The organism is Pauljensenia sp. UMB3104 (assembly GCF_030217285.1).
Lineage (GTDB): Bacteria > Actinomycetota > Actinomycetes > Actinomycetales > Actinomycetaceae > Pauljensenia.
Map to the genome: position 1 here is coordinate 1 of NZ_JASONN010000035.1, position 12,630 is coordinate 12,630.

General features: G+C 57.8%; 15 protein-coding genes. All 15 read right to left on the reverse strand.

All coding sequences use genetic code 11. From position 1 onward, the window contains the following. Window positions 1-399: 399 nt before the first annotated feature. A complete protein-coding gene (locus QP415_RS10270) occupies window positions 400-921 on the reverse strand; it encodes a hypothetical protein (RefSeq protein ID WP_285099953.1) in 522 nt (173 codons plus the stop codon). Window positions 922-984: 63 nt separating this feature from the next. Further along, a complete protein-coding gene (locus QP415_RS10275) occupies window positions 985-1,494 on the reverse strand; it encodes a hypothetical protein (RefSeq protein ID WP_285099954.1) in 510 nt (169 codons plus the stop codon). Between the two features lie 21 nt (window positions 1,495-1,515). Continuing rightward, window positions 1,516-2,034: a hypothetical protein gene (locus QP415_RS10280; protein ID WP_007589832.1), complete on the reverse strand. Its 519-nt coding sequence runs from the start codon at window positions 2,032-2,034 to the stop codon at window positions 1,516-1,518. A 342-nt stretch (window positions 2,035-2,376) separates the two neighbouring features. Continuing rightward, window positions 2,377-2,880, reverse strand: a complete 504-nt coding sequence (locus tag QP415_RS10285) for a hypothetical protein (RefSeq protein WP_285099955.1) — start codon at window positions 2,878-2,880, stop codon at window positions 2,377-2,379. A 954-nt stretch (window positions 2,881-3,834) separates the two neighbouring features. Continuing rightward, window positions 3,835-4,299 carry a hypothetical protein gene (locus QP415_RS10290; protein WP_285099956.1) on the reverse strand — a complete coding sequence of 155 codons (465 nt, stop codon included), beginning with the start codon at window positions 4,297-4,299 and terminating at the stop codon, window positions 3,835-3,837. Window positions 4,300-4,345: 46 nt separating this feature from the next. Continuing rightward, entirely contained in the window at window positions 4,346-4,801 is a 456-nt protein-coding gene (locus QP415_RS10295; protein WP_285099957.1) for a hypothetical protein, read from the reverse strand. A 3-nt stretch (window positions 4,802-4,804) separates the two neighbouring features. Then, complete coding sequence (locus QP415_RS10300; RefSeq protein WP_285099958.1) at window positions 4,805-5,344, reverse strand: hypothetical protein; 540 nt, start codon at window positions 5,342-5,344, stop codon at window positions 4,805-4,807. 113 nt (window positions 5,345-5,457) lie between these two features. Beyond that, on the reverse strand, window positions 5,458-5,676 hold the full coding sequence (locus tag QP415_RS10305) for a DUF4230 domain-containing protein (protein ID WP_285099959.1): 219 nt from the start codon (window positions 5,674-5,676) through the stop codon (window positions 5,458-5,460). Between the two features lie 96 nt (window positions 5,677-5,772). Then, on the reverse strand, window positions 5,773-5,922 hold the full coding sequence (locus QP415_RS10310) for a hypothetical protein (protein ID WP_285099960.1): 150 nt from the start codon (window positions 5,920-5,922) through the stop codon (window positions 5,773-5,775). Between the two features lie 66 nt (window positions 5,923-5,988). Beyond that, complete coding sequence (locus QP415_RS10315; protein ID WP_285099961.1) at window positions 5,989-6,474, reverse strand: hypothetical protein; 486 nt, start codon at window positions 6,472-6,474, stop codon at window positions 5,989-5,991. 78 nt (window positions 6,475-6,552) lie between these two features. Next, entirely contained in the window at window positions 6,553-7,074 is a 522-nt protein-coding gene (locus QP415_RS10320; protein ID WP_285099962.1) for a hypothetical protein, read from the reverse strand. Window positions 7,075-7,129: 55 nt separating this feature from the next. Beyond that, on the reverse strand, window positions 7,130-7,636 hold the full coding sequence (locus QP415_RS10325) for an Imm61 family immunity protein (protein ID WP_285099963.1): 507 nt from the start codon (window positions 7,634-7,636) through the stop codon (window positions 7,130-7,132). 45 nt (window positions 7,637-7,681) lie between these two features. Further along, window positions 7,682-8,140, reverse strand: coding sequence for a hypothetical protein (locus QP415_RS10330; protein ID WP_285099964.1), 459 nt, complete (start codon window positions 8,138-8,140; stop codon window positions 7,682-7,684). Window positions 8,141-8,293: 153 nt separating this feature from the next. Further along, the gene (locus QP415_RS10335) at window positions 8,294-8,761 is read right to left on the reverse strand and encodes a hypothetical protein (protein WP_285099965.1); all 468 of its coding nucleotides are present in this window, start codon (window positions 8,759-8,761) and stop codon (window positions 8,294-8,296) included. Next, window positions 8,685-12,317 carry a hypothetical protein gene (locus QP415_RS10340; protein ID WP_285099966.1) on the reverse strand — a complete coding sequence of 1,211 codons (3,633 nt, stop codon included), beginning with the start codon at window positions 12,315-12,317 and terminating at the stop codon, window positions 8,685-8,687. Before QP415_RS10340 ends, QP415_RS10335 begins: the two co-directional genes overlap by 77 nt. Window positions 12,318-12,630: the final 313 nt, after the last annotated feature.

Here is a 12,630-nt window from a genome sequence, read left to right on the forward strand (position 1 = left end):
CCACCAACTACCAACTCCGAATGCTCCTCATCGCAGGAGGCCTAGACGCCTCCACCCACACTCAACTCTGAAGAGCCTGAAATAGAGGGTGCCATCATTCGTAAAAGTCCAACCTTCGTTGAATTCACTTGTTCTTGTCAAAGAGTCGCGCACAAGGCGTTCGATGAGGTCGGTGTGCTGTTCGAGCATGATGGTGGTCCTTCCGGGGCCGTCGTTGGTGGCGTGGGCGAAAAGTCTATGCTCGTGCGTGCTGCAGAATTACTCGATTGAATGGTGCCTCCGAAGAAGCTGACATGTATGGCATTTTGTGTTTACGCGAGGAAGTGATTGTGCAGAATGGTCATGGCGTGAGCCGCGAATTCAGCCCACAGCATGTGTTATTCCTGTCTGTCCGTGGGTCTATGCGAAGGGGATGCGTGGCATGCCGAACAGGGCCTGGCGGACTTCTGTGGTGCTTTCGATGTGGGCGATCTCGAAGAGCCGTTCGGGCGAGTGTTTGAGGAACCAGGGAAGATTCGCGGCGGCACGTGTGGAGATGTTCGCAATGATGCCTGTGGGTGACCCCTTGTAGAGAAGTTCTCCTGTCTCGGGATCTTGTGACCAGTTTGGGGCGGGGGAGAGCCATCTGAATGCGATTCCAATGTCCTCCAGGTGCCAGCTCAGTCGAAGGAAATCAAACAATTCCATCACGAGCCACTGCTTAATTGTGGTTAAATCGTTGGCGCGAACTGCTCCTCGCGGATTATATGATCGTTCGCTTATTCCGCTGAAATAACAGCCGTTCTCGTGCCAGATGTGAATAAGGACCTGAGGATCCGGTCCAGGGAAGATGATGTGTTCTTCGGCCAGTTCATGCACTTCTCTTTTTGCGGAAGAAACGACTGTCTCAATGAACTCGTCGTCGCTGATCGTTGTATCCATATGAGACGCTCTCTACTCTCTTCTGTCGATCAGAGCTTTTCGTTGGATGACGCGTCGGGTGCCCTACAGGTCGTCGGTGCTCCTCAAAGCAGCCAATAGTGGCCCGTTCCTTCCTTCGTTGATGAGGGCGTCGATCAGCGTTGTGGTATCGACATTGAAGAGCCGAGACAAAACGGCATCGTGCGGGGGATACGTTGTGGAGTACGTGAGGTTCTCATCGTGATTGCACGTGATATCAAACCACGGCGAATCGAGGGCCGAGCGCCTCACAGTCCAATCGGACTGGAGGCGGCTGAGCGTTTTCACGGCAGTGGGTGGCAGGCCGTTTAGCTCTGGGTTTGCCTCGCCGAGGACAAGGGCGAGGCGTGCCAGCAATATCTTGTGGTTGTCGCAGCGCAGCATGTAGGAAACCGTACCGCTGTCATATGTTTTGTTGATGACAAGGAGGTGTTGATCGGTATGCAGAATTGCTTGCACGTCGTCCGATACCGTCAATCGCACTTCGTGTCGTGAATCGTCTGCCGATACCTGAGTCATTGGGGTAAACAGCGGAGTCAGCATCTCTATCGACATGTTGATACCAGACCTCTCCGGTTAGAAACGAGCGTAGAAATTGTGAACCTCATCGAGCGTGCCGAGAGGGGGTGCTTCGGGGTCGAAAAACATGTCGAGCACCGTCTTGACGGGATAGACGGTGAGGGAGGGGATATGCAGGTATCGGTCGAGTGAGCTGGTTGTGTAGCTCAGCTCAGGAAGGCGTTCGGAAGTCACGTGCATGCTAGAGCTTCCCGTCACTCGTTGGATCGTCCAACCAACGGGGAAGGAGCGCCACCCGTATTCCATGTTGATCTGTCTGTAGCCTGCAGCCATTCGGTAGAAGGAGCCAACGAGCTCTATCAAGGCCAGTGACGCGATATCAGGAGAAGACGTCCACATGTTTGAGTAGCGTGTGGTCGCTCTTTCGTCGGAGCCAAAGAAATACTGCCCATCGTCAACCCAAAAGTGCTGACTCATTGACGCCCCGTATCCGAAGACACAGTCGTTATCTCCAATGAGGTCGGCAGAGACGCCGACGCTCTTTGCCCGTTCGATCAGCTGCTCGAGCACATCCATGATGACGTCCTCCCGTGGGTGACACTCCTGTACCTCGAGTATAAGCGCGTTATCCTATCCTCGAAGGCGTCATTCGTTGACACCCGGTGTGTTCAGGCCTGTGCTGTTGGGAATGCGCGGTGTCCGTTGCGTGCGGCGAGCGCTCGCCATGTGACACGACGGAGCGAGTCACTCAGCTGTCGCGAGCTGAGTGTGCTCTGGCTGTTGCCTTGGCGGCCAGCAGGGCAGCCGTGTTGGCTGACGTTCCGTGTGGTCAATCGCCGGGTGGTTGAGTCGATGATGGCGTTGTTGCCCCCGCTAGCTAGTGGGGGCAACAACGCCGGCTCTTGTCGTGTTGAGGCGTTAGCCCACGGGAATGAGGAAACGTTCTGACGCGCCTTCGGGCAGGTCGACGCGCTGGCTGCGAGCAGCGCGCAGCGCGGGCTCAAACTCAATGAGAATAGGCGTCCACGAGTCAAGAACGCGGGTGGGGGTGAGGCTCTTTCCTCCTTCGGTCAGACGCATTTCCTCGTACAGCTGGATGGTCACTCCGAGGTACTCCTGAGGTGCATGCACGTAGAAGTAGGAGCCGGGCATGTAGGTGACCTCTTCGAGATTGAAAGAGGGGGCGCCCATCATGAGTTTGCTGAGGTCTCGTCCGTTCTGGCCGATAAAAATAGCGACCTGTGGAACCGCCAGGTTGTTTGTCGCAATCGAAATGTTATGCGATGTTGCTGTGAGCACGGGAGAAGCAATCGCACGCGGCTCTGTGATGGATGTGTCGACATATCCTCGGAAGGTTACCGACGGGGTCGGGGGTAGTGACTCGAGGAGAGACAAAAAGCTCTTGATGCTGTCTTCGTTCATGATTCCTCCTGTGGAGAGCCGAAATGTTGTATAAATCTGGGGGAGGGGACGTAGGGTGATGTCCAATTGCGGAGCAGGTGTGCGTATTGGACGATGCACTGGTAAGCGTTGCGCTCGTCGAGAGAGTTAGGCCCATCCCAAAAATAGTCTGGGTTGCCTGGCTCTGGCTGAAGAAAATGCTTCCACCGAAGGTATTCTGGTTCTTTCCACCACACGGGGACATCTCGAACCTTGATGCGTTCTTCTGCCGGGGTTGGTAGCTGTGTGAGTGAGCCGTACAGGTCAGGATCGTCGGGGGAACGCTCGATATAGATGCTACGTAGCTGTGCGGGTACCGTCTCGGGCGGTATTGCTATCTCGGCAAATGGCAGAATGTGATCAGATGTATGTTGCCAGGCAAGAACTCGCACCCAGATGGACCCCACTCGCGTGTTGTTTGCCCAAGGATTGGCGTGCCAGGGACGTCCGTCTGCACGGACGACAAACCAGGGATTTTCCCCGACTACACTAACGAGGAGCGCGAACGTGTCAGTCCCGCGAATGGGGTGATGGGACACCACAGAGCCCCCAGAGGTGCACTTGCCATACCGAAGCTCACTGCGCGTACCGGACCTGATAGGCATCACCCAGCCCAGCATATTTGGGCTGCCAAACGGTTGGTAGGGCACCCGCGGTAACTCAGCGGGCAAGCCTGATAGTGTACGGAGTGTGGATGTGAAACGGCGAACGACGTCGCGTTGGTGGGGGAAGAGGCGCTCCCAGTCGAGTTGGCCGTCCTCAGGGCGCTTGGGGAGCTTCCAGATCTCTGGGTAATCCCACCAATGATGGTCGGCAATCCACAACTGTGCTCCGTTAACGTTTCCATTCACCGCGATGGGCATAGCTGCATCCTACTCTCTCTGCCTGAGTTAAATTCTGGGATGAGGCCGGGGCGTGAGTGCTCTGGAAATTGGCCTAGGCCATGTATTTCTTCAGGAGGTCTTCGAGATCATCTTGCATCGCGTGAGTGAGGGGCACACCGTAGAATTCCGAGGAGCAGTAGAAGTGCAGGCATGCATCGTCGGTGCGGTGGTAGAGCAAGGTCGGCGGCTGCTGGGTCTTATCGGCTGCCCATAATGGTGGGAGCTGATCGATCTTTCTAGGGAATCTCGGTACGTCGAAATGCAGTGCCATGGCGCGCTTTGCTCCCAGCTGCGTTGTCAACAAGTAGGCCGTGACGGTGTCGCTATCTGTGTACACGGAAGCAGCGGTATCCGGTTGTCTCTCCGACCATGCAAAGAAGGTGTTCCCGTCCTCGTCCCAGACTGAGAAATAGAGGGTGCCATCATTCGTAAAAGTCCAACCTTGGTTGAACTCCCGTTGCCTGGTCGACGAGCCGCGCAATAGTCGTTCGATGAGGTCGTTGTGCTGTTCGAGCATCGTGGTGGTCCTTCCAGGGCCGTCGTTGGTGGCGTGGGCGAAAAGTCTATGCTTGTGCGTGCTTCGGGCCGTAGGCCTCGGCGATAGCACGAGCGCATGCGTATGACCGGCATTTCGCGGATAGCGCGGGATCGATAGCCGAGGTGAGGTTGAAGAACGGTAGGGACTTCTTCGAGATGGTGAATGCCGTGTGTGGGACAGGACCCAAGAGATTCTGAGGTGTGTACGACATATCTGTGAGCGTGGCTATCCCGTCGCGTGCGAGCAGAGTGAGACACGTGGTGGCGAGTTCGAGGGAGTGGGTTATGCAGAACGAAACCACGGTGTTTCGTTCACCCTCGTAGGCAATGACGATTCCCCTCTCATCCTCGGTGAGAATATAGGTGCTGTAGTCGCGCCTGCTGGTGAAGACGATGCTGTCGCCGTTGTCTTTGATGAGATTCGGGGGAAAGTGCTCGCCGAGGAGTGGGAGCGCGAGGCTTCGAAACTGTTCCCACAGCATGTTTTACTTCCGTCTGTCCGTGGGCTTAGCGAAGGGGACGCGTGGCATGCCGAACAGGGCCTGGCAGACTTCCTTGGTGCTTTCGATGTGGGCGATTTCGAGGAGATGCTCGGGCGAGTGGTTGAGGAACCAGGGAAGATTCGCGGCGGCACGTGATAAGTCATCCGTGAGGATCCCTGTGGGTGACCCCTCGTAAAATAGTTCCCCTGTCTCGAGATTTTGAGACCAGTGTGGGGCGGGAGATAGGCGCCTGAATGCGATCCCGATATCTTTCAGGTGCTGGCTGATTCGGAGAAAGTCGAATAGCTCCATCACGAGCCATTGTTTAGCGGGGATGAGGTCGTTGGCGCGAACTTCAGGTCCTGGATCGTACGAGCGCTCGCTTGTGCCTCCGAAATAAAAGCCGTCCTCACGCCAGACGTGCATCATGATTTGGGGATCTGGACCGTGGAAGTAGACGTGATCGTCGCTCAGTGCCTTCACAGGCCTGTTCATGAGTGAAGTTAGGGTATTGATGAACTCGTCGTCGCTGATTGTTGTCATAGTCTGTAGTGTCTCATGCTTTCCTGAGTCGTTTGTCGAGGACTTGAGGCTGGCTGGCCCGACAAGGCGTGTGCGCTGGAGCGAGAGAACTCCGAAGTGATCCGACTGTTGGCCTAGGCCATGTATTTCTTGAGGAGGTCTTCGAGGTCGTCTTGCATCGCGTGAGTGATGGGCACGGCAAGGGATGAGCTGATTGAATAAAAGCGGACGCTCGGATCGTCGATACGATGGTAGAGCAAGGTCGGTGGCCACTGAGTCTTGTCGGCTACCCATGACGGGTGGAGTTGTTCGAGCCTTTCGGGGAATCTCGGTACGTCGAAATGCAGTGCCATGGCACGCATTGATCCCAGCTCCATCGTTAAGACGTAAGCAGCGACAGAATCAGAATCGGTCTGAAGATCAGCACTAGTCGATGGCTGTCTTTCCGACTATGAGAAGAACGTGGTCCCGTCCTCGTCCCAGACAGTGAAATAGAGGGTGCCGTCATTCGTGAAAGACAACGCCTGGTTGAACTCCCGTGTCCTGGTCAAAGAGTCGCGCACAAGGCGTTCGATGAGATCGGTGTACCGTTCGAGCACGGTGGAGGTCCTTCCTGGGCGTCGTGTGGAACTTCGTTGAGGGGTCTATGCGCTTCGGCTGTGTCCTCACATCAGTGTGTAGACGTGCGATGGTTCGGGCTGCGTGTAGGCAGTGAGGAGAGCGCTGAGATCTAGTGAGCTCGTTTTTGTAATGACAGCGTCCATGTTTGGGTTTGTCGTTGAGAAAACGAGCGATGGATCGTTGGCGTGCCGGAAGAGGAAGCGGGGGTCTTCCAGTGTTTCTCGGCACAATATCCATTCAGTTTCAAGATTACTGAAGGTGTGCATTCCGCGGATCGTCTTCAGTCCTTCTGCTTGGCGCCACAAGGGCGCTAAGCGAAAAACGATGGCGAAACAAAAGACGGTGGCATTCGGTGTGCTCACCGTGGTTTGCTTGTCGTCATCAGTACTGGTGACGCTTTGCGAGCTCAGATCAATATGAATGGATGTAGCTGTGTCGGTCTCGCAGGTGATGTGGTAGGTGTCTGAAGTAATGTCAGCAAGGAGTGCTGCAGAATTCGTTAGCGTTGTGATAATCGCTGCGGGATCCATGCTTTGTTCTTTCGTCGTGTGGTTGTTGGAGTCAGTTTGCTGATGGTTGAGCTGATGCTCGTCTGTGATAGGTGGCCACTAGAACGAGAGAGCGTGGATATGTCTATGATCGGTGCCCAGCTCGCCACCAGATGGATCGAGGAAACTATCGATCAGTGAATCGAGAGGAAAAGACATGAAATACGTTAAAATAATGTGGGATTCTGGTTCAGAGGTAGAAAAGTGCATTGACGGATCATTATCTTCTGTAACGTCGAAAGACCTTAATGCTATGTCTGGCCGCTCAATAGCCCACCCCGGCTGAAGGGCAGCCCAGCCGGACGGTGTGGCCAGCTGTTTGTAAGTCTGGGCGCTTCGGTACAATCCTCCAATGATTCGTGTGAATTGATAGAGGGCAATAGCTTCGTTGCGCGTCTGAAAACTGAAGCTATCGGGAGCGTGTCGCTCATATGAACCTACTTCGTAGAATCCATCAGCGAATCGGAATCGGTAGTACCGCGTGTAGGGCGCGTCAAGTACATAATCACAATTTCCGATGTTTTGTACGCTCAAGTCTGCGTGCGAGATCCTCTGGGTCAGGGAACGCAACTGTTCTAGCATCGGGCGCTCCATCCTTCGGGCATAAGCGGTTGGACACGGTGAAACAACATGTGGGTCAACACTGAAAGAGCGCGGTGTATCCAGCTCCGGACGGTTCGAGGACGAGGGAGAGCAGGTCCTCGCTTGACGTGCCCATCAGGTACGACAGAGAGACCAAGGCATTGGGCGAGAAGATTGTGTATGTCGTGGGAATGGGGGAGGCTTTGCTTGTCAGCAGGTACGAGGTGGGTTCGTGGAATTCGATGGAAAAACCGGGGTGAGCGTCGGTCACTGGTGGGAGGTTGAGGGGTGGGAGCTGGTGCGCTGCACGAATGTCGGCGGCGAAGTGCATGATCGCGAACTTCTTGAAGATCTCGAAGGACGCGGAGCCGAAGTATGACCCGCTGAATGAATACCTTTCGAAATATCCGAAGGCGTAGTACTCCTTGACCATGGTGAACGCCTCGTAGACATCGGTATATCCTTCACCCGGCTTGACCAGAATGATTTCATCTTCGATCCGGGTCGTGTGTCCGGAGAGTTCGCACAGGTGAGTGATGTATGCGGCGAGTTCCTTGTTCATACGACGGTCAGTCCTCCTCGGCGTGTGGTGTCGACTGCCTCGATTCTACGGCCGCGGTGAACCCAGGGAGGGGGTCGAGGCCTCGGTGATAGCACGGGCGTATGTAAAATAGTCGCATTTTGCGCTGAGCGAGCTGTCGGAATTGTGGGTGAGGTGAAATCCGCTGGATCTGTCTTTTCTGATGCTGTAGTCGGTGCCTGGTACGGGGCCTAGAAGATCGTCCGGAGGATAGTGCATATCGACGAGCTTGCCGAGCCCCTCGCGTGCAAGGAGTGTCAGTGCTATGGTCGCCAACTCAATGGAAGGGCTCGTGAAGAACGTACCGACGGTATTGCGTTCTTCGTGGCGGCCGATGGTAAGTCCTCGTGCGTTCTCGGTGACGAAAAAGCTTGCCAGACTACGCCTATCGATAAAGACGAGACTGTCACCGTTATCTTTTATGAGATTGGGTGCAAAGTGATCACTTAAGATCTGAGAAGCTATGTTCTTGAACTGTTCCCACATGACTGGCTCCCTTCGCTAGGTTGGGGCCTGCTCCGATTGTGTCATCGAGGCAGGCTATCCCCATCCTACCTAGGCGCAGCACGCTGAATCGGCAGCTACGAGAGCGATAAACTACCAAGCCATGCACGTCAAACTCTGTAAGGTGCGTTGGTTCTACTCACCCAGATACAGCTGTAGCGCGTCCTCAAAGGGATACTGCATAAGATGTGCAAGCCGGTAAGCGCGTTGCTCGTCGAACGAGGTGAACTCTACATCGGGGCAACTGCGCATTGACAGGACCTGTTCACCGGACAGCTGGCCTGGGACTACTGTCCAGCTTGCTTGGAGAGAATCCAGGTCGGCCGCTAGCTCGATGGACTGCCGCCCTCGCGACCATCGGTTGTAGCCGCCCAGAAGGCGCAGCAACTCATATCTCGCAACTGTCGAGCTCGGGGTTCGCAGTGTTGCGCCAACACGGCTGGGGCGTTCGCTCGTGCCGAAGCGGTAGTTGTCTGTCGAGTACCAGAAAGAATCAAAGAGAATTCCATCGACGGTAAAGAACAATCTATTCTCGTGCACCTCGTGCATGATTGAAGAGTTCTTGCAAAGCATGGAAATCAGGTCGTTGAACTGTTCCAACATGGTCGGATACTCCTTCAAGTAACGGTGGTTTGTGGCGAATTAACTCATGGATAGATACTGCGCGGGGAGCACCTTCATCATCAGGTGCAAGGATCCGGATTTGCGGCGATCCACCGAGAGAGCCGTGGTCGGATGCGGCGATTGAAATCTCTGCCCGCCAGCCTTCGGGTAGCGGCTCATCAGTAAACTTTAACTGACGATAGGGCTCGTTGATATTTGAAGGTGGAGTCGACCGGTATTCGGCAGGAATGATCACATCATCGATGATTGGGGCGAGGAAGTCCCCTCCGGTGTTACCTGTACGATCCAATCCCGTGATATGGAAGTCTTCGGTTATCTCGTGCAGATTCGTATAATATCTGTCGCTTCCTGGGACTGCGCCATGGTCGATTCCTTCACGCCAGTTAGGCACCCCATTTTCCCGTGCATATCGTGAGGTTGCCCAGTCTGCAGTGCTCCTCATTTCGGGATGGGAACCGTTCTTGAGCTGACCATTAGGATCGAGCGTAATATCTTTCCCGGTCTGATATCTGTCTCCAATGCCCTCCATTTTGGTGTCTAATCCATCTTTGTCGTTGGGCGGACGCTTGGGTGAGCGTTCTGCCAGCTCGTCAACTGTTGTCGGAGGTTCCTTTGATTCGGGATGTTCCTTAACAAAATCAGAATCGTGCGATCCGATTTCAGGATCTGCATCGTCCTTGAATGTGTTCGCAGGGTAATCGTCAGGGAATAGATCCGATTGGCTATCGGTGGTTCCGTCGTGGGAACCATCGGAATGCTCGTCGTCGTCCTTGTCGGACTTGCCGTCGGCGTCGTCCTTGTCGGACTTGCCGTCGGCGTCGTCCTTGTCGGACTTGCCGTCGGCGTCGTCCTTGTCGGACTTGCCGTCGGCGTCGTCCTTGTCGGACTTGTGCGTGTCGGCCTCGTCCTTGGGGGACTTGGAGTCGGCGTCGTTGGTCTTGGTGGTGTGCTTGTCGTCGGTGTCCTTGGGGTGCTCGTCGCCGTCGTGGTGTGCGGCGTCGTCTTCCTTGTGGGACTTGTCCGACGTGGGCTTGTCAGCCTCGGTCTTGTCGCCGTGGCGCGCGGAATCAGCAGCGTCGTCGGCCTTACCGTTGGCGGAGTGGTCCTTCGCCTTGGGGTCAGCGTCCGCGTGCTCACCGGAATCCTTGTCGGACTTGTGCGTGTCGGCCTCGTCCTTGGGGGACTTGGAGTCGGCGTCGTCGTTCTTGGTGGTGTGCTTGTCGTCGGTGTCCTTGGGGTGCTCGTCGCCGTCGTGGTGTGCGGCGTCGTCTTCCTTGTGGGACTTGTCCGACGTGGGCTTGTCGGCCTCGGTCTTGTCGCCGTGGCGCGCGGAATCAGCAGCGTCGTCGGCCTTACCGTTGGCGGAGTGGTCCTTCGCCTTGGGGTCAGCGTCCGCGTGCTCACCGGAATCGTGCCCATGCTGAGCGTCGGCATCGGCCTTACCGGAGCCATGTGCGTCGCTAGAGCCGTGGCCAGCCTTCCTGGCGTCGGCGGCCTCGTCCGCGTGGGTGGTGGGCGTGTCTGCTGCATGCTTTTCGCCATGCGGCTGCGTGTCACCACTGTGCTTTTCGATCATGTCGTCGTTGGGCGACTTTTCGGGTGCATCCGGGGTGGCCTTGGCTGCGTGGTTGGCCTCGTAGTTGTCGTCGAGGACCTTGGCGAACTCCTCGCGTGTTTGAGGGCCGTCGGGGGTGGTCTTAGCAGGCTTGGGGGGTTCGCCTCCAAGGTCTTCGGCCATCTTGTCGTAGGACGACTTTTCGGGGGCATCCGGGGTGGCCTTGGCTGCGTGGTTGGCCTCGTAGTTGTCGTCGAGGACCTTGGCGAACTCCTCGCGTGTTTGAGGGCCGTCGGGGGTGGTCTTAGCAGGCTTGGGGGGTTCGCCTCCAAGTTGTTCAGCCATCTTGTCGTAGGACGACTTTTCGGGTGCATCCGGGGTGGCCTTGGCTGCGTGGCGCGTCGAGTCAGCGGCGTCGTCGGCCTTGCCGTTGGCGGAGTGGTCCTTCGCCTTGGGGTCAGCGTCCGCGTGCTCACCGGAATCGTGCCCATGCTGAGCGTCGGCATCGGCCTTACCGGTGCCATTTGCGTCGCCGGAGCCGTGGCCAGCCTTCCTGGCGTCGGCGGCCTCATCCGCGTGGGTCGTGGGAGTGTCTGCTGCATGCTTTCCGCTATGCGGCTGCTTGTCGCCGCCCAGGCCGTCCGCGGCGGGAGTTTCCTTCTTGGGTGTGGTAGGTGCATCGGGGGCATCGTGTGACGACGGTGCGCCGGGGCGGCTGTCCCCACCTTGTCCTGCCCGGGGGGTGTCACCATGGCCGGGGGTGGAATCAGCGCGCGACGCGCCGTGCGTGTCACCGGTGGACATGCTCGGATCGGCGCGGTGCGGACCATGACCGGTATCGGCACCAACGTGGCCGCCGCCCTGGCCCGTGGGGGCACTAGCAGCGTGGGTACTACGCGACGCGTCGCCTACGCCGCCACCGACATCAGCCGAATTAGTGATGCCGTTCGCGCCGTGACCCGTATGTCCTGCGTTCGCACCGAAATCAGCGGTGCTACCGAAGCCATCCGCTCCGTGGCTAACGCGGCTCGGATCGCTGCCGCCGAAGGCGCCAGCGCGCTCGTACGATCCCTGAGCGCCCACGCTGGCATCGCTACGGCCAACGCCCGCGCCGACGAGCTCATCGGCACCGCGCGTCTCACCGTTAGCGTGGGTCGAGCTGTAATCCAGGTAGGAAGAGTCCTTCCTGTTCTCAACACCGAAAAGATCGTAATCGTCCCGGTTCGCAGAGAAACCATCGGAGTCCCACGAATTGTTTGGCTTTCGCGGAGGCTGCCCGCTACCTGCTGCAGCAGGTTGGGGCGCGAAGTTATCACCCGTCGGGGCACCATCGGTGCCACCGCGGCGGGCACCACCAGCGGTTTCGACAGGATGGTACTGGCCGTTGGGAACCTTGTCGGAATCACCGGGCTTGAAGTCCACATGATCCAAGCTCTTCTGGTTGCCGCCAGCGTGCGTATCGATCTTGTTCGTCGGGGTGCCGAAATCGTTGCCCGAACGGGTAAATATCTTGTCAGGATCAGCGGGCTTCTTCTGCGCAATAGCCTCAGCCGGTGCACCGCGCTCACCCACACCGTTGTTGCGCACGGGAGCAGCGGGCGAGCCGCCAGCAGCACCGTGGCCAGAAGCCCCACCGTGCGAGCCAGCAGCGGGTGCGCCGGTGGCAGGGGCACCAGTTGCCGGGGCACCATGAGCACCAGACGCAGGCGCTCCGGTAGCGGGTGCGCCATGAGTGCCAGCCGCAGGCGCTCCGGTAGCGGGTGCACCATGAGTGCCAGTCGCGGGTGCGCCGGTAGCGGGTGCGCCATGTGCCCCAGTCGCGGGTGCGCCGGTAGCGGGTGCAGTATGTGCGCCAGTCGCGGGTGCGCTGGTTGCCGGGGCTCCGTGGGAGCCAGCCGCGGGTGCGCCGGTGTGGCCTGACGTGCCCGGGGCGGCAGCGTTACCCGCACCGTGAGTGGCACCACCGGTATCCGCATTCATAAACGCATTGTTGTGAGCACCGTGAGACGCGCTGGGGGCAGGCGCCGCGGGAGCCGCGTGAGCGCTGGCATCGCCAGCGGCGGGCGCGTGAGGCGTCGTGGCGGGCTGAGCGGCACTGGATACACCGTTCGAGCGGTGACCCGGTTCAGTGGGCGGAAGAGCCGAATCCTTGACATCCCCGCCACCGTGCGTGGCGTGGCTGGCGTTGCCTGCTGCGTCGGCGGTGTTCCCGCCTGCGTGCGTGGCGTGGCTGGCGTTGCCTGCTGCGTCGGCGGTGTTCCCGCCTGCGTGCGTGGCGTGGCTGGCGTTGCCT

What these genes read in the sequence shown, in the direction of transcription:
- QP415_RS10270 (WP_285099953.1), bottom strand. Translation starts at nt 921, where the DNA reads ATGGATACAACGATCAGCGACGACGAGTTCATTGAGACAGTCGTTTCT.
- QP415_RS10275 (WP_285099954.1), bottom strand. Translation starts at nt 1,494, where the DNA reads ATGTCGATAGAGATGCTGACTCCGCTGTTTACCCCAATGACTCAGGTA.
- QP415_RS10280 (WP_007589832.1), bottom strand. Translation starts at nt 2,034, where the DNA reads ATGGATGTGCTCGAGCAGCTGATCGAACGGGCAAAGAGCGTCGGCGTC.
- QP415_RS10285 (WP_285099955.1), bottom strand. Translation starts at nt 2,880, where the DNA reads ATGAACGAAGACAGCATCAAGAGCTTTTTGTCTCTCCTCGAGTCACTA.
- QP415_RS10290 (WP_285099956.1), bottom strand. Translation starts at nt 4,299, where the DNA reads ATGCTCGAACAGCACAACGACCTCATCGAACGACTATTGCGCGGCTCG.
- QP415_RS10295 (WP_285099957.1), bottom strand. Translation starts at nt 4,801, where the DNA reads ATGCTGTGGGAACAGTTTCGAAGCCTCGCGCTCCCACTCCTCGGCGAG.
- QP415_RS10300 (WP_285099958.1), bottom strand. Translation starts at nt 5,344, where the DNA reads ATGACAACAATCAGCGACGACGAGTTCATCAATACCCTAACTTCACTC.
- QP415_RS10305 (WP_285099959.1), bottom strand. Translation starts at nt 5,676, where the DNA reads ATGGCACTGCATTTCGACGTACCGAGATTCCCCGAAAGGCTCGAACAA.
- QP415_RS10315 (WP_285099961.1), bottom strand. Translation starts at nt 6,474, where the DNA reads ATGGATCCCGCAGCGATTATCACAACGCTAACGAATTCTGCAGCACTC.
- QP415_RS10320 (WP_285099962.1), bottom strand. Translation starts at nt 7,074, where the DNA reads ATGCTAGAACAGTTGCGTTCCCTGACCCAGAGGATCTCGCACGCAGAC.
- QP415_RS10325 (WP_285099963.1), bottom strand. Translation starts at nt 7,636, where the DNA reads ATGAACAAGGAACTCGCCGCATACATCACTCACCTGTGCGAACTCTCC.
- QP415_RS10330 (WP_285099964.1), bottom strand. Translation starts at nt 8,140, where the DNA reads ATGTGGGAACAGTTCAAGAACATAGCTTCTCAGATCTTAAGTGATCAC.
- QP415_RS10335 (WP_285099965.1), bottom strand. Translation starts at nt 8,761, where the DNA reads ATGTTGGAACAGTTCAACGACCTGATTTCCATGCTTTGCAAGAACTCT.
- QP415_RS10340 (WP_285099966.1), bottom strand. Translation starts at nt 12,317, where the DNA reads ATGAATGCGGATACCGGTGGTGCCACTCACGGTGCGGGTAACGCTGCC.